Here is a 15,276-nt window from a genome sequence, read left to right on the forward strand (position 1 = left end):
AACGGTAGCCGAGCCGGGGTGTGGCGCGGCGCGCCGTTCGCCGAGCCGTCGTCTGCCGGGCAGCTTCCGGTCGTGCGCCGTCCGCCCGGCGCCGGGATCCTCATCGCGATTGGGCTAGCCCAATTGTACGTACGGACGCCCTGTGGTTCGGATCCCGTATCCCTCGGAGGAACTCGATGTACGGCAAGCTCAGAACAGCCAGTCCAGTCAAACCATGGACGAGCCGGGCGGTGACGGCCGTGCTGCTGGGCGCGGCGCTCGCCGCCCCGGCCGTCGGCCCGGTCGTCACCCCGGCCGCCGCCGCGACCACCAGCGCGAACCTGCTGCTCAACTCCGGTGCGGAGACCTCGCGGTGCAGCCCCGGCGGCTGGGAGGAGACCACCGTGCCGGGCTGGCAGCTCACCTCCGGCGACCCGGTGATCAACTGCTACAACGCGACGAACGGCGCCAACACGAGCACCCCCGGCTCGCCGACCAAGGGCACCGCCTACTTCCAGGGCGGCTCGCGCGGCTCCTCGGAGATGACGCAGAGCACCGACGTCTCCTCGGCGGCCGCCGCGATCGACGCCGGCGGCGTGCACTCCACCGTCTCCGGCTGGCTCGGCGGTGTCGGCAGCTACAACGACGCCGCCGCGGTGAAGATCAGCTACCTCGACGCGTCCGGCGCCGCGCTGGGCACCTCGTCGATCGGCCCGGTGCTGGCCGCCGATCGCTCGAACACCACCGAGTTCCTGCAGCGCAGCGCCACCGCCGCGGTTCCCGTCGGCACCCGCTCGATCCTGACCGCGGTCGACTTCACCATGACCGGGACGCAGAACGACGGCATGGCCGACGACCTCTCGCTGACCCTGGACACCGCCGCCACCGCCCCGGCCCTGACCGTCCCCGCCTCCACGGTGCCCGGGTACGACCACGTCTTCGTCGTCATGATGGAGAACAACAACTACTCGGCGAGCTCGAACACCGTCGACGGCGGCGCCGGGATCATCGGCAACTCCGCCGCCCCGTACGTCAACAACACCCTGCTCCCGATGGGTTCGCTGCTGACGAACTACCACGCCAACACGCACAGTTCCGACCCGAACTACGAGGCGATCGCGTTCGGCAACTCGTTCGGCCGCAGCAGCAAGAGCACTCCGGGAGCCGACTGCATCACCAACCCGGCCTGCGCCGCGACGAACCCCGGGCTGAACGACAACCTCGATGCGGCCGGCAGGAGTTGGAAGCAGTACGTGCAGAGCCAGACCAGCAACTGCCAGACCACCAGCAGCGGCAACTACGAGAACGACGACGTCCCGTTCTACTACGACCCCAAGATGCAGAGCGACAACGCCTACTGCCAGGCGCACTGGCAGCCGCTGCCCCAACTGCTCAACAACGACCTGGCGTCCACCACGACGACCCCCGCGTTCGTCTGGGCCGACGCGGACTCCTGCAATGACATGGAAGGCTGCGGCATCGCGTCCGGCGACACCTGGCTGAGCCAGACCCTTCCCACGCTCTTCAACTCCCCCGCGTGGACGCAGCAAAAGTCGCTGCTCGTCCTCACCTGGGACGAGGACGGCGCCAACTCCCCCGGCGGCTTCGGGCCCGGCCAGACCAACCAGGTCGCCACCGTCCTGATCGGGTCGCAGGGCACCGTCAAGGCCGGGTACCAGGACCCGAACCGGTACGACCACTACAGCACCGCCCGGGTCATCGAGGGCGCGCTCGGGCTGACCACGACGATGACCGACAACGACAAGTGGGCCACCCCGTACAACGAGGTGTTCACCAACGCCGGTGGCACCGGCGGGAACAGCGTCACCGTCGCCGCCCCCGGCCCGCAGACCTCCACCCTCGGCACCGCGATCAGCCCGCTGCAGATCCAGGCCTCGGACACGGACGGCAGCCAGACCCTGACGTACGCCGCCACCGGACTGCCGGCCGGCCTCGCGATCGACCCGAACACCGGCCAGATCACCGGCACCCCGACCGCCGCGGGCAACTCCACCGTGACGCTCACCGCCACCGACACCACCGGCGCGACCGGCAGCGCCTCCGTCAGCTGGACCGTCGACTCCGGGGGCACGGGCACCGCGTACTCGGTCCCGATCGTCAACCCGGGTGCCGAGAGCGGGAGTTGCCAGGCCTCCATCGGCACCGGAACCCCGGCCCAGGGCTGGACGCTGACCAACTCGCCGCAGCAGGTTTGCTATAGCGCCTCCGGCGGCTTCCCGACCGCCGCCCAGGGACCGACCGCCCCGGCGTCCCCGGGCAACGCGTTCTTCGACGGCGGGAGCACCGCCACCGCCTCGATGACCCAGACCGACAGCGTCGCGGCCCAGTCCGGCCAGATCGCCGCCGGAAACCTCCCCTACACCCTGTCCGCCTGGATCGGCGGCTACGCCGGCCAGGGAGACGACGCCGGACTCGTCGCCACGTTCCTCAGCTCATCCGGCGCGTCACTCGGCACCGCCACCCTCGCCCCGGTCACCGCGGCCCAGCGCGGCAACCAGACCGAACTGCTCGCCGAATCGGCCACCGGCACCGTGCCCACCGGCACCGCCTCGGTCAAGTTCACCGTGAACTTCACCCGCCAGGCGGGCAGCGGCGACGACGGCTACATCGACGACATCGCCATGACCCTCGGCAGCTGACCCTCGACCCACCCGGCGCCGCCGGCGGGGCTGATCCGCTCGACAGCCCCGCCGGCGGCGCCCCATGGCCGACGGCAGCACACCGCCGGATTCCGAAGGCCCGGGCCAGTACGCTGAGCCGAGCAGCACCAAGCCCTCGAGCACGCTCAGAGGAGGCTCGCCATGACCACCGAGATGGTCGCTCCCGCGTGGATGCACTCCCAGATCACCGCGGAGCAGTACGACTCCTGGTCCGAGGAGCAGTGCGCGGGCATCGAGATCGTGGACGGGATGGTCGTGGTGAGCCCGAGCGGCTCCAAGCGGCACAACCGGCTGGCCCGGCTGGCCCGGCTGCTGGCGAACGCCCTGGACGCCGCCTCGGGCCCCGACTGGAACGCCGACACGGACTTCGACGTCCGACTGCGCGACGTGCCGCTCACCAACCGCCGCCCTGACGTGGTGGTCTACCGGGCCGACACCATCGACAGCACGCCCACCCGGCCGGAACACGTGCTGCTGGTCGTCGAGGTGGTGTCGCCCGGGTCGGAGACCACCGACCGGATCGTGAAGGTCGAGCAGTACGCCAGGGCCGGGATCCCGTTCTACTGGCGGATCGAGCAGGCCGCGAACGGCATTCCGCTCGTGTACACCTGCGTCCTCGACCCCGCGAGCGCGAGCTACCGCGACGGCGAGGTGTTCACCGGCGTCGTGCGGGCCGCCGCACCCTTCCAGGTCGACGTCGACCTCCGGAGCAGCTGAACCGCGACAACTCCCTGCGGAGCCAGGGCACCTCAGTCCCCCGGAGCAGAGACCGCTCGGACGTCGGAGGACTTCAGGAACGCCAGGCGGTGGTTGTAGCGGATCGGGTAGTACGTCTCCTGGCCCACCACCAGGGTCCGGTCGTCGGGGGCGTCGCCGTCGATGTTCTTGTCGTAGAAGTAGTCGGCCGGCCGGGGCGTGGCGTCGGCGGCCAGGTACAGCTGGCCGGCCGGGATGGTCGCCTTCAGCGGCTCCACGGGGAGGACCGGGATGGCGGGGTAGCCGGCGTAGGCGGCGGCTTCGGGATAGGCACGGCCGTAGACCGGGATGGTGGCGAGGCCCGGGCGCGGGGTCAGCAGGGTCACCGCGACCGGCTCGGCGCGCCGGTCGGTCCTGGCGGCCTGGCCGTTCGGGTCCAGGAACCAGCACTCCTGGCCGTCGTACCAGATCGCCGTCCAGTCGCCCTGCCGGTCGGCGACGACGTAGCGGGTGCCGGTCACCGCCTTGTCGCTCCAGTCGTCGGCCCTGGTGGTGCCGTTGTTGATCAGCGGTGCGCCGGCCTGCGGCCGGGTCCGCAGATAGACGAAGTTCTCCGGGCGGGCCGCCACTTCGGCGACGGGGGGCTGGTTGGTGGCGTCGAAGGCGGGGGCGATCGTCACTGTGTCGCCGACCCGTGGCGGGACGTCGGTGCCGGGCCGGATCGGGGCGCCGAGCAACTCCAGGTAGTGGGCCCAGTCCCAGAAGGTCCCCGGGTCCCAGTGCATCCCGGCGACGGAGTCCTGGGTCGGCCCGGGCACGTCGTCGTGGCCGATGATGTGCTGCCGGTCCAGCGGCACGCCGAACCGGGCGGCGAGGTAGCGCACCAGCTCGGCGGAGGACTGGTACAGCTGCTCGGAGTACCAGGTCGGCCGGTCGGTGGGCAGGGCGAAGCCCTCGTGCTCGATCCCGATGCTGTGCATGTTGATGGTCTTGTTGCCGGCCTGCCAGGCGATGTCCTTGGTGCGCACCAGCTGGGTGACATGGCCGTCGGAGCCGCGGACCAGGTAGTGCGCGGTGGCCTGCTCGCGCGGGTTCTGGAAGGAGGCGATCGCCCCGTCGTAGTCGCTCTCGGTGTCGTGGATGACGATGTAGCGGATCGCCTGACCGTCCTCGGGGCGGTTGGCCGGGTTGTAGTTCCCGTACGAGGTCGGGTCCTTCGGGTCGGTCAGCGCGTACGCGGCGGGGGTGACGTCGCAGCCGAGGTCGGCCGGGCACTCGGCCGGCTCCTCGCTCCCGTCCGGCTGGTCGGCCGGTGGGGGCATGGCCCCCGGCTCGGGCCGCAGCAGGTCGGGGTCGGGCGGCAGGACGACCCGCTGGCCCTCGGAGGTGGTCCGGGCCGCTCCCGTCCGCACGGTCCGCAGCACCCGGTCCGCGAACGCCCGGCCCGCGCCCGCCCCGGCCACCGCCACGCCGTCGCCGCCGAACCTGGCCACCGCCGCGTACCACCGGGCCGGATCCGTGACGGCGGCCCCGCCGGCCTCCCGCTGGTAGCGCGCGAGCAGCGCGGCACCGCCGCGGATGTTCTGCTCGGTGTCGGCGCGCAGCCGGGCCGCCGGACGGTGGATCAGCGCCGCGGCCGCGTCGAGCGTGTGCAGCGCCGGGGAGTCCACGATCCGCCTGGCCGCAGGGGCGGAGCGGGCCACCGCGCCGTCGCCGCGAGCGTCCGGCTCGGCTGCCGGGCTCGGTCGACCGGCCCGAGCGGGCCGAGCGGCGTTCGCGGCGGTGACGTCGACGCCGGTCAGGCCGAGAACGCCGTAGTTCCCCGTGGTGCTCGGCTGCCCGCCGTGGGACTCCCAGCGGCTCTCCTGGTAGGCCAGCGCCAGCAGCAGACCTCGCGGCACCCCGAACTCCCGTGCGGCTGCGTCGAACCGCCGTTGCAGCGACTGGGCAGCTCGGGCGCCGGGCGTGGTCGACGGGGCCGACCAGGCCGGCCCGGTTCCACCGACCAGCGCCAGCACGGCAAGTGCGGCCGGCAGGCGGCGGGAGGCCATTGAGAGATTGGACATGCCATGGTTCTACCGTGCGCGACGGCCCGTGACACGGAGTGACACGGGCCGTTCGATCAGGGCGCCGAGGCCTGGACGCCGATCAGGGTGCGCGGAGTCCGGCACGCCGATCAGGGCGCGGAGTCCGGCACGCCGGGGCTCTTGTCGTAGGCCTTGGTCGGGTTCATCCCGACGCCGTTGATCGCCACCGTGTCCTGGGTGCTGACCTGGCCGCACTTGGTGGAGTCATCCGCGGTCTGCCCGTTGGCATTGCTCAGCGCCGCCTGCGTGTTGACCGGCGGCGGCGCCTGCGCGGCGGTGCCGGCGCCCGAGGCGGGGGCCGAACCGAAGGTGGTGCCGCTGGTCCAGTCCTTGCCGATCACCAGGGTGATCCCGGGGCCCGTGCCCGGCTTGACCGCCGTGGCGGGCAGCCCGACCGAGGCCGCCACCTCCTGGGCGTCGGCCTCCCGGCCCGCGGTGTAGGTGACCTCGCTGGTGTCGGCGTTGCCGACCAGGGTGGTGCCGGCGGTGAGCGAGCTGTAGCCGGCCGTCTTCAGGGCGTCGGCCAGGTCGCTGGCCCGCCCGGTCACCCCGCTGCCGTTCTTCACGTGCACCGCGATCTCGCTCTTCGGCGCGCCGGCGCCCGCGGCCGGGGCGGCCGGGCTGGCGGGAGCGGCCGGAGCGGAGGAGGACGGTGCGTTGGGGTCGACCGTCGAGGTGGCCTGCGCGGCGGCCGAGGACTTGGAGCCGTCACCGGCGGTCAGCGACTGGTCGTTGATGATCGCGCTGAAGAGGTTCTTCGCCGCCGGGTCGACCACCACCCGACCGTCCTCGCCCTTGACGGTGTCGGGGTCGTTCTGCATCGTCGTCATGGTGATGCGGTTCGCCGGCACCTTGTTCAGGTCGTCGGCCAGGCCCACCAGGTTGGTGATGCCGCTCAGACCGTCGTCGACGGTCAGCGCCTTGGTGGCGGCGTTGGCCAGCGAGAGCACCGCGGCGGGGTTGGTCAGCGTCCCCGCGCTCTTCAGCTGGCGGACCATCGAGCTGAGGAACATGTGCTGGGCCACCGTGCGGCCCAGGTCGCTGCCGTCGCCGAAGCCGTGCCGGGTCCGGACGAACTGCAGGGCCGCCATCCCCTGCAGGGTGTGGTTGCCCTTCTTCAACTTCAGGTGTGAGTACGGGTCGTAGACGTTGTTGTCGACGCAGACCGGCACGCCGCCGATCGCGTCCGACATCTGCACCACGCCGGAGAAGTCGACCATCATGAAGTGGTCGATGGGTATACCGGTCAGCTGGTGGACTGCCGCCACCGTGCAACCCGGGCCGTAGGACAGGCTGCTGTTGATGATGTCGCGGTGCGGCTTCATCGAGGTGTGGTTCTGGGTGTCCGTGCAGCCGGGCAGCTGCGCCATGGTGTCGCGCGGGATGCTCATCACGGTCGCGTTGCTGCGGTCCGCCGAGACGTGCAGCACCATCTCCACGTCGGCGTTGGCACCGGCCCCGCCGTTCGCGCAGTCGCCGCCGATCGCGCAGTCGGCGGCGGTGGCGCGGGTGTCGGAGCCGATCACCATGATGTTGATCGGCGTGCGGCCGAAGGCGTCGGGCTTCTCGTGGCCCGCGTCACCCGAGGTGCCGGCGAAGAGCGCCGAGTGCTTGATGTTGCCGTTCAGCGTCTCGTATATGTAGCCGAAGGTCCCGGCGGTCACCAGCACCAGACCGGCCGTGGTGTAGGCCAGGATCCGCAGGCCTCTGCGCTTGGGCTTCTTCTTGCTCTTGCGCGCCGCCGCCCGGCCGCCGGCCGCCGGAGCCGGGGGCTGGGCACCGCGGGCACGACGACGGGGCCCGGGACCGGGGGTGTCCACCTGCATCTCGCTCACGTCCGCCGCCTTCGTTCGTGCCTGGTCGTGACTATCGGGACGTCGGCGTGTCGCGCCTCGGTTCCCCGGCGCGCAGCATAGCTGTCCACCCTTTGAAGCCGAACTGAGGAGGAACACGCTATGCGACCACTCCTGCCGGCCGACCGGCAGGGGCGGTGGCGCCCGTGGCAGCCGGGCGGCGCCGTGTCACAACCCGGGCCGCCGCCTTGTCCCTTCACCGCAAGCAGTGATCACAGGGAACGGAAGCGGTGGACCGATGCGAGTAGCGGTAGCGGGCGGTACGGGTCTGACGGGGCGACACCTGGTCACCGCGCTGGCGGCGGCCGGGCACGAGCCGGTGGTGCTGGCCCGCTCGCGCGGGGTCGACCTGGTCGCGGGCACCGGGATCGAGCAGGCGCTGGACGGCGTCGAGACCGTGATCGACGTCACCGACCGCAAGACCGTGCGACGGGCGGGCGCGACGGCCTTCTTCGAATCCGCCGGGCGCCACCTGCTGGCGGCGGAACGGCGCGCGGGGGTGCGGCACCACGTGGCGCTGTCGATCGTCGGGATCGACCGGGTCGACCTCGGCTACTACGCGGGCAAGCGGCGCCAGGAGGAGCTGGTGCGGGCCGGCGAGGTGCCGTGGACGGTGCTGCGGACCACCCAGTTCCACGAGTTCGCCGAACGGTTCCTGGCCGCGCCCGGACCGCTGGCCGTCGCACCGCGGATGCTCAGCCAGCCGATCGCGGTCCGTGAGGTGGCCGCGGCGCTGGCGGCGCTGGTGGACGGGCCGCCGCAGGGCATGGCGGCGGAGCTGGCCGGGCCGCGCGAGGAGCAGATGGTCGACGCGGTCCGCCGACTGGCCAGGGCCAGGGGGCGGCGCTGCCTGGTCCTGCCGCTGCGGATGCCGGGCGCCGCCGGGCGGCCGATGGCGAGCGGCAGCCTGCTGCCCACCGGCCCCGGGCCGCGCGGTACCCAGACCTTCGACCAGTGGCTGGCCGAGCAGCGGGGCTGAAAGCCCGCTACTCCTTGGGGCTCTCCGGGTCCTCGACGAAGTCGATCCGCTTGAACCGGCCATTCATCGACTTCAGCAGGAACCAGGTGGCCACGCCGAGGCCGCAGAAGACGACGAAACCGAGCAGGCCGGGGGTGACCGAGTTCGGGTCGTAGGCCAGCTCGGTGGCGGCGTGCGCGAGGTTCACGGAGGTACTCATGGCTCCATGGTGACCCGGCTGCCCGGCGCCCGGACCACCGGGGTGGGGCGTGTCGCGAACGACCCGCCCCACCAGCGGTGTCGGGCTACTGCGCCGCGCCCCCGGCCAGGGTGGCCGCGCGCAGACCGGCGAACAGGTCGTCCTCCGGCAGGTCGGTGTCGACCAGCGAGCGGGCCAGCTCGTAGTCCTCGGTCGGCCAGACCTCCCGCTGCACCGAGAGCGGGACCCGGAACCACGGGCCGTCCGGATCGATCTGGGTGGCGTGCGCCAGCAGCGCCCGGTCCCGGGTCTCGAACCAGTCCGCGCAGTGCACCCGGGTGGTGATCTCGCGCTCCGCCCGGCCGCTCTTCTCCCAGCCGGCGATCCACTCGCCGTAGGGCGACTCGTGCCCGTTCTCGGTGAGGTAGGCGTGCAGGGCGCGGATCCGGCCCATCGGGAAACCGTGGTTGTAGTAGAGCTTCAGCGGCTGCCAGGGCTCACCGGCCTCGGGGTAGGCGTCCGGGTCACCGGCGGCGTCGAAGGCCAGCATGGTGATCTTGTGGGTCATGATGTGGTCGGGGTGCGGGTAGCCGCCGTTCTCGTCGTAGGTGGTGATCACCTGCGGCTTGAACTCGCGGATCAGGCGCACCAGCGGCTCGGCCGCCGCCTTCTCGTCCTGCAGCGCGAAGCAGCCCTCGGGCAGCGGCGGGAGCGGGTCGCCCTCGGGCAGCCCGGAGTCGACGAAGCCCAGCCAGGCCTGCTCGACCCCCAGGATCTCCCGGGCCGCGTCCATCTCCTTGCGCCGGACCTCGTGAATGTTCTCCTCGACGTACGGATCGCCCTGGAGCTTCGGGTTGAGCACAGAGCCGCGCTCCCCGCCGGTGCAGGTGGCCACCAGCACCTCAACGCCCTGGGCGACATACATGGCCATGGTGGCCGCACCCTTGCTGGACTCGTCGTCCGGGTGCGCGTGCACCGCCATCAGCCGCAACTGCTCAGTCAACGCCTGGTTCCTTCCGGGAATGTCCGGGCTCAGCTTGTCCCCCTATAGTGACGGACTGGACGCCCGGCACATTCCCCGCGCTCGGTACGCGAATCGATGCGCCCACCAGCGGCCGCCACCGAAGGGACCGAACCTGCCATGACCGCCACCAGCAGCACCTCCCCAGGGCCGCTCCCCCAGGGACGCTACGGCCGGCGCAGCGACCAGCAGGCGGACCGCACGCTCAAGGTGATCGGCATCGCACTGGCCGTTCTGCTGGTGGCCCTGGTGGCCTGGCTCGGCAGCTCGTACATCGTCACCGCGAGCAAGCTCAACGGAGCGGTGCCGACCTTCGACATCGTCTCCGACAGCCAGGTGCAGGCCGAGCTGTCGGTCCTCAAGGACTCCGGCACCGGCGGCACCTGCACGATCCGCTCGCAGGCCGCGGACGGCTCGGTGGTCGGCCAGCTCGACGTGCCGGTCCCCAAGCAGGGCACCTCCTTCGTGCAGTCGGTCACCATCCGCACCACCGCGCGCGGCACCACCGCCGAGCTGATGGGCTGTACGCCCGCGAAGTAACCCGTGCGGGTGGGCCTTTCCGCAGGTCCGGCGGAGCCCGCAGCGGCCTGGCCGGGCCGCCCGGCGGGCGGTCCGGAGCCGCCGGGGTCGCAAACGGACCGTTAACGCGCCACTACAGGACTCCCACCTGGGGCCGGAGATTGTTAGGCTCGTGGTTTCGCCCCTTCCGTGCCGCACGGCTCGGACGTGGGCGTTGCTTTGTAGAGAGCACCAGTACCACTGCTGACGAATACCCTCAGCACCTCCCAGCACCGACGAGGAGCACCCGTGACCCAGACCAGCGAGAACGTGACCTGGCTCACTCAGTCCGGCTACGACAAGCTCAGGGACGAGCTGCACCAGCTGACCGGTCCCATGCGCGCCGAGATCACGCAGAAGATCGAGGCCGCGCGCGAAGAGGGTGACCTCAAGGAGAACGCCGGTTACCACGCCGCCCGCGAGGAGCAGGGCAAGATGGAGCTGCGGATCCGCCAGCTCACCCAGCTCCTGGAGCGGGCCAAGGTGGGCGAGGCTCCCGAGGACTCCGGCGTGGTCGCCCCCGGCATGGTCGTGACCGTGGCCTTCGACGGCGACCCGGACGACACCATGGCCTTCCTGCTCGGCTCGCGCGAGGTCGCCGGCGACGACCTGGACGTCTACTCGCCGCAGTCGCCGCTCGGCCGCGCCATCGACGGCAAGCGGATCGGCGACAGCGCCGAGTACGAGCTGCCCAACGGCAAGAAGGCCGGCGTGAAGATCCTCGAGGTCAAGCCGTACGTCGGCTGACCCGAGCCGCGCCGCGAACGTGCGAGCGCCCCGGACCGTGAGGCGGTCCGGGGCGCTCTGCCGTATCCGGGCGGATCGGGGGGCGGGCCTATCCCACCGCGGAGCGGTACTTGCGCACCGACAGCCAGGAGAAGACCGCCATCACCAGCAGCGAGGAGACGATCGACACCCCGATCGCGTGCTGCATCGGCCAGGCGTCGGCCACCGGCCCGATCTGGTTGCCGAACAGGTCCCGGCAGGCCTGCACGGTCGCGCTGAACGGGTTCCAGTAGGCGATCGGCTGCAGCCAGCCCGGCATGCTGCTGACCGGCACGAAAGCGTTGGAGATGAACGTCAGCGGGAAGAGCCAGATCAGCCCCGCCGAGGTGGCCGCCTCCGGGCTGCGCACCGAGAGCCCGATCAGCGCGCCGATCCAGGAGAACGCGTAGCCGAGCAGCAGGAGCAACGCGAAGGCGGCCAGTGCCTCCGCGACGCCCTTGTGGATCCGCCAGCCGACCGCGAACGCCACCAGCGCGAGCACCAGCAGCGTGAAGGCGGTCTGGCACAGGTCGGCCAGGGTGCGCCCGACCAGCACCGCCGAGCGGGTCATCGGCAGCGAGCGGAACCGGTCGACCAGGCCCTTGGTCATGTCCTCCGCGATGCCGGCCGAGGCGCCCGCCACCGCGAAGGTGACGGTCTGCGCGAAGATGCCGGCCATCAGGAACTGGATGTAGATCGACGAGCTGGACCCGGCGCCCGGGATCCTGATCGCCCCGCCCATCACGTACGAGAAGAGCAGGACGAACATCACCGGCTGCATCAGCCCGAAGACCACGATCTCGGGGATCCGGGACATCCGGCGCAGGTTGCGCCGGGCGACCACCCAGGAGTCGTGCATCATCGCGGCGAGGCCGCGCCGCTGACGCGGGACGGCTCCGCCGATCGCGTGCTCGGTGGCGGTGTTCACGGTCATCTCAGGCCTCCTCGCCCGACTCGCCGTTCTCGGCCAAGGTGGCGTGCCCGGTGAGCGACAGGAAGACGTCGTCCAGGGTGGGCCGGCGCAGTCCGATGTCGTCGATCTCGATGTCCCGCGAGTCCAGCTCGCGGATCACGTCGGCGAGCACCTTGGCACCGCCGCTGACCGGCATGGTGATCCGGCGGGTGTTCTTCTCCACGCTGGGCTCGCCCACCGCGTAACTCTTCAGCGCTTCCACGGCGGTGGCGATCAGCTCGGCCTCGTGCACCACCACCGCCACCCGCTCGCCGCCGATCTGCGCCTTGAGCTGGTCGGCGGTGCCGCGGGCGATCACCTTGCCGTGGTCGACCACGGCGATGTCGTGCGCCAGGCGGTCGGCCTCCTCCAGGTACTGGGTGGTGAGCAGGAGCGTGGTGCCCTGCTCGACCAGGGTCTCGATCACCTCCCAGAGCGCGAGGCGGTTGCGCGGGTCGAGGCCGGTGGTCGGCTCGTCCAGGAACATCACCGGCGGGCGGACCACCAGCGCGGCCGCCAGGTCGAGGCGCCTGCGCATGCCGCCGGAGTAGGTCTTGGCGGTGCGGTCGGCGGCCTCGGTGAGGCTGAACCACTCCAGCAGCTCCAGCGCCCGGGCCTTGGCGTCCCGCGCGCTCATCTGGTAGAGCTCGCCGACCATCTGGAGATTCTCACGGCCCGTCAGGTACTCGTCCACCGCCGCGTACTGGCCGGACAGGCCGATCAGACTGCGCACCTGGTTGGGGTGCTTGAGCACGTCCACCCCGGCCACCGTGGCCCGGCCCGAGTCGGGGCGCAGCAGCGTGGTCAGCACCTTGACGGTGGTGGTCTTGCCCGCCCCGTTGGGGCCGAGCAGCCCGAGCACCGTCCCCTCCGGCACGTCCAGGCTCACCCCGTCCAGGGCCCGTACGTCGCCGAAGGTCTTGACCAGGTTCTCGGCTTGGATGGCTGGCGGCATGGGCCTGTCCCATCTCCTCACGGTCGCGGGCACAGTACAGGTCCACTCTTCCGCGCCCGACCCCGCCGGGCCACCGGAATATCATGAACACCGGGCGCATCAGCGCGAGACGACGTACCCCGCGCCGCCCAACTCCCCGACCACCGCCAGGCAGTGCTCGGGTCCCTTGGTCTCCAGGTGCAGGTCCACCTCGACCTCCGAGAGCCCGAGCGTCGGGTCGGTGCGCACGTGCGCGACGTCCAGCACGTTGGCGTCCACCTCGGAGAGCACGCCCAGCAGGTTGGCCAGCGCGCCCGGGCGGTCGGTCAGCCGCACCCGCAGCGACAGGTAGCGCCCGGCCGCCGCCAGGCCGTGCCGCAGCACCCGCTGCATCAACTGCGGGTCGATGTTGCCGCCGGAGAGCACCGCGACCACCGGGCCCTCGAAGGCCTCGGGGTGTTCGATCAGGGCCGCGATCGGGCTGGCGCCGGCCGGCTCGACCACCAGCTTGAGCCGCTCCAGGCCGAGCAGCAGGGCCCGCGACAGCGACTCCTCGCTGACCGTGCGGACCCCGTCCGCCAGGGTGCTGACCAGCTCGAACGGGATGTCGCCGGGCCGGCCGACCATGATCCCGTCGGCCATGGTGTGGAACGAGGGCAGCGTCACCGGGCGGCCGGCGGCCAGCGAGGGCGGGTAGGCCGCCGCGCCGGCCGCCTGCACGCCGATCACCCGGACGTCCGGACGCAGCGGCTTGACCGCCACCGCGATCCCGGCGAGCAGCCCGCCGCCGCCCACTCCGACCAGGATGGTGCGCACCTCCGGGCACTGCTCCAGGATCTCCAGGCCCACGGTGGCCTGGCCGGTGACGATGTCCACGTGGTCGAACGGGTGGATGAAGACCGCCCCGCTCGCCTCCGCGTAGCGCTGCGCGGCCTCCAGCGCCTCGTCCACGGTGGCGCCGTGCAGCCGTACCTCGGCGCCGTACTCGCGGGTCGCGGCCACCTTGGGCAGCGGGGCGGCGCGCGGCATGAAGACCGTCGAGCGCACGCCGAGCAGCGAGGCCGCCAGCGCCACCCCCTGCGCGTGGTTGCCCGCGCTGGCCGCCACCACTCCGCCGGCCCGCTGCACCGGGGAGAGGCCGGCGATCCGCACGTAGGCGCCGCGCAGCTTGAACGAGCCGGTGCGCTGCAGGTTCTCGCACTTGAGGTGGACCGGCGAGCCGATCAGCGCGGAGAGGTGGCGACTGCTCTCCATCGGGGTGACCCGGGCGACCCCGGCGAGCATCTTCTGCGCACCGCGCACGTCGTCCACGGTGATCGGCCAGCTCTGCATGGGGCCAGCGTAGGGCGCCGACCGGCGCCCTACGCGGTATTGACCAGCTGCTGGACTCAGTTCAGTGCCTGGGCCAGGTCGGCGACCAGATCGTCGGCGGACTCGATGCCGACCGACACCCGCACCAGGTCGGCCGGGACCTCCAGCAGCGAACCGGCCACCGAGGCGTGCGTCATCCGGCCCGGGTGCTCGATCAGCGACTCCACGCCGCCCAGCGACTCACCGAGCGTGAACAGCTTGGCCCGGTTGCAGACCTCGACGGCCGCCTGCTCGCCGCCCTCGACCCGGAACGAGACCATGCCGCCGAAGGCCTTCATCTGCTTGGCGGCCACCTCGTGGTTGGGGTGCGAGGCCAGGCCCGGGTAGTAGATCTGGGTGACCCTGGGGTGCCGGGCCAGCAGCGCCACGATCTGCTCGGCGTTGGCGGTGTGCCGGTCCATCCGCACGCCCAGCGTCTTGATCCCGCGCAGCACCAGCCAGGAGTCGAACGGGCCGGCCACCGCGCCCATCGCGTTCTGGTGGTAGGCGAGTTCGTCGCCGAGACCAGCGTCCGCCGCGACCAGCGAGCCGCCCACCACGTCCGAGTGTCCGCCCATGTACTTGGTGGTGGAGTGCACCACCACGTCCGCGCCGAGCGCCAGCGGCTGCTGCAGGTACGGGCTGGCGAAGGTGTTGTCCACCACCAGCAGCGCGCCCGCCTGGTGCGCGATCTGCGCGACGGCGGCGATGTCGGTGATGCCGAGCATCGGGTTGCTGGGCGTCTCCACCCAGACCGCCTTGGTGTTCGGCTTGAGCGCCGCGCGGACCTTCTCGGGGTGCTGGGTGTCGGCGACGTCGTACTGCACGCCCCACCGGGTCAGCACCTTGTGGAAGAGCCGGAAGGTGCCGCCGTAGGCGTCGTTGGGGATCACGATGTGGTCACCGGGCGCCAGGATCGTGCGCAGCAGGGTGTCCTCGGCGGCCAGCCCGGAGGCGAAGGCCAGCCCGCGCTGCCCGCCCTCCAGTGCCGCCAGGCACTCCTCGAGCGCGGTGCGGGTCGGGTTCGCCGACCGGCTGTACTCGTAGCCGCCGCGCAGGCCGCCCACGCCGTCCTGCTTGTAGGTGGACACCTGGTAGATGGGAGGGACGACCGCCCCGGTACGGGGGTCCGCTTCCTGACCCGCGTGGATGGCAAGGGTCTCGAAGCCCTGAGGGTGCTGATGATCGGTCATGCAGCCGAGCGTAGTGCCAGCCAGGAATCCCCGGCGGCCGCCGCGCGTTC

At 71.7% G+C, this 15,276-nt stretch carries 13 protein-coding genes; 5 read left to right on the forward strand and 8 right to left on the reverse strand.

From position 1 onward, the window contains the following. The first annotated feature begins 230 nt into the window (after window positions 1–230). Entirely contained in the window at window positions 231–2,639 is a 2,409-nt protein-coding gene (locus tag P3T41_RS04650) for a putative Ig domain-containing protein (protein WP_280687870.1), read from the forward strand. 162 nt (window positions 2,640–2,801) lie between these two features. Continuing rightward, window positions 2,802–3,377 carry a Uma2 family endonuclease gene (locus P3T41_RS04655; RefSeq protein ID WP_280687871.1) on the forward strand — a complete coding sequence of 192 codons (576 nt, stop codon included), beginning with the start codon at window positions 2,802–2,804 and terminating at the stop codon, window positions 3,375–3,377. Between the two features lie 32 nt (window positions 3,378–3,409). Here the strand turns inward: P3T41_RS04655 and P3T41_RS04660 are convergent, their stop codons facing one another. Continuing rightward, window positions 3,410–5,422, reverse strand: coding sequence for an N-acetylmuramoyl-L-alanine amidase (locus tag P3T41_RS04660; protein ID WP_280687873.1), 2,013 nt, complete (start codon window positions 5,420–5,422; stop codon window positions 3,410–3,412). Between the two features lie 110 nt (window positions 5,423–5,532). Then, window positions 5,533–7,269 carry an LCP family protein gene (locus P3T41_RS04665; protein ID WP_280688052.1) on the reverse strand — a complete coding sequence of 579 codons (1,737 nt, stop codon included), beginning with the start codon at window positions 7,267–7,269 and terminating at the stop codon, window positions 5,533–5,535. 265 nt (window positions 7,270–7,534) lie between these two features. Here P3T41_RS04665 and P3T41_RS04670 point away from each other — a divergent pair, with 265 nt between their 5' ends. Further along, window positions 7,535–8,275: an NAD(P)H-binding protein gene (locus P3T41_RS04670; RefSeq protein WP_280687875.1), complete on the forward strand. Its 741-nt coding sequence runs from the start codon at window positions 7,535–7,537 to the stop codon at window positions 8,273–8,275. Between the two features lie 7 nt (window positions 8,276–8,282). Here P3T41_RS04670 and P3T41_RS04675 read toward each other — a convergent pair whose 3' ends face one another. Then, window positions 8,283–8,474, reverse strand: coding sequence for a hypothetical protein (locus P3T41_RS04675; protein WP_280687876.1), 192 nt, complete (start codon window positions 8,472–8,474; stop codon window positions 8,283–8,285). Window positions 8,475–8,559: 85 nt separating this feature from the next. After that, window positions 8,560–9,456 (reverse strand): mycothiol conjugate amidase Mca, encoded by an 897-nt coding sequence (gene mca / locus P3T41_RS04680; RefSeq protein WP_280687877.1) that lies wholly within the window; start codon window positions 9,454–9,456, stop codon window positions 8,560–8,562. Window positions 9,457–9,594: 138 nt separating this feature from the next. Here mca and P3T41_RS04685 point away from each other — a divergent pair, with 138 nt between their 5' ends. Together P3T41_RS04685 and greA are read left to right on the forward strand one after the other, a co-directional pair. Further along, entirely contained in the window at window positions 9,595–10,014 is a 420-nt protein-coding gene (locus P3T41_RS04685; RefSeq protein WP_280687878.1) for a DUF4307 domain-containing protein, read from the forward strand. Between the two features lie 267 nt (window positions 10,015–10,281). Then, the gene (gene greA / locus P3T41_RS04690) at window positions 10,282–10,779 is read left to right on the forward strand and encodes a transcription elongation factor GreA (RefSeq protein WP_280687879.1); all 498 of its coding nucleotides are present in this window, start codon (window positions 10,282–10,284) and stop codon (window positions 10,777–10,779) included. Between the two features lie 88 nt (window positions 10,780–10,867). On the opposite strand, the gene P3T41_RS04695 is transcribed toward greA, so the two are convergent. From P3T41_RS04695 to P3T41_RS04710, 4 genes are all read right to left on the reverse strand, one after another. Further along, complete coding sequence (locus P3T41_RS04695) at window positions 10,868–11,731, reverse strand: ABC transporter permease (protein ID WP_280687880.1); 864 nt, start codon at window positions 11,729–11,731, stop codon at window positions 10,868–10,870. A 1-nt stretch (window position 11,732) separates the two neighbouring features. Next, window positions 11,733–12,704: an ATP-binding cassette domain-containing protein gene (locus P3T41_RS04700; RefSeq protein ID WP_280687881.1), complete on the reverse strand. Its 972-nt coding sequence runs from the start codon at window positions 12,702–12,704 to the stop codon at window positions 11,733–11,735. 99 nt (window positions 12,705–12,803) lie between these two features. Continuing rightward, window positions 12,804–14,015 carry a threonine ammonia-lyase gene (gene ilvA / locus P3T41_RS04705; protein WP_280687883.1) on the reverse strand — a complete coding sequence of 404 codons (1,212 nt, stop codon included), beginning with the start codon at window positions 14,013–14,015 and terminating at the stop codon, window positions 12,804–12,806. Window positions 14,016–14,071: 56 nt separating this feature from the next. Beyond that, the gene (locus P3T41_RS04710) at window positions 14,072–15,226 is read right to left on the reverse strand and encodes a cystathionine gamma-synthase (RefSeq protein ID WP_280687885.1); all 1,155 of its coding nucleotides are present in this window, start codon (window positions 15,224–15,226) and stop codon (window positions 14,072–14,074) included. Between the last annotated feature and the right edge of the window lie 50 nt (window positions 15,227–15,276).

The organism is Kitasatospora sp. GAS204B (assembly GCF_029892155.1).
GTDB lineage: Bacteria > Actinomycetota > Actinomycetes > Streptomycetales > Streptomycetaceae > Kitasatospora.

Bases quoted from the DNA above. Each gene is read 5' to 3' on its own strand.
- P3T41_RS04655 (WP_280687871.1), top strand. From the start codon at position 2,802: ATGACCACCGAGATGGTCGCTCCCGCGTGGATGCACTCCCAGATCACC.
- P3T41_RS04660 (WP_280687873.1), bottom strand. From the start codon at position 5,422: ATGTCCAATCTCTCAATGGCCTCCCGCCGCCTGCCGGCCGCACTTGCC.
- P3T41_RS04665 (WP_280688052.1), bottom strand. From the start codon at position 7,269: ATGCAGGTGGACACCCCCGGTCCCGGGCCCCGTCGTCGTGCCCGCGGT.
- P3T41_RS04670 (WP_280687875.1), top strand. From the start codon at position 7,535: ATGCGAGTAGCGGTAGCGGGCGGTACGGGTCTGACGGGGCGACACCTG.
- P3T41_RS04675 (WP_280687876.1), bottom strand. From the start codon at position 8,474: ATGAGTACCTCCGTGAACCTCGCGCACGCCGCCACCGAGCTGGCCTAC.
- P3T41_RS04685 (WP_280687878.1), top strand. From the start codon at position 9,595: ATGACCGCCACCAGCAGCACCTCCCCAGGGCCGCTCCCCCAGGGACGC.
- P3T41_RS04695 (WP_280687880.1), bottom strand. From the start codon at position 11,731: ATGACCGTGAACACCGCCACCGAGCACGCGATCGGCGGAGCCGTCCCG.
- P3T41_RS04700 (WP_280687881.1), bottom strand. From the start codon at position 12,704: ATGCCGCCAGCCATCCAAGCCGAGAACCTGGTCAAGACCTTCGGCGAC.
- ilvA (WP_280687883.1), bottom strand. From the start codon at position 14,015: ATGCAGAGCTGGCCGATCACCGTGGACGACGTGCGCGGTGCGCAGAAG.
- P3T41_RS04710 (WP_280687885.1), bottom strand. From the start codon at position 15,226: ATGACCGATCATCAGCACCCTCAGGGCTTCGAGACCCTTGCCATCCAC.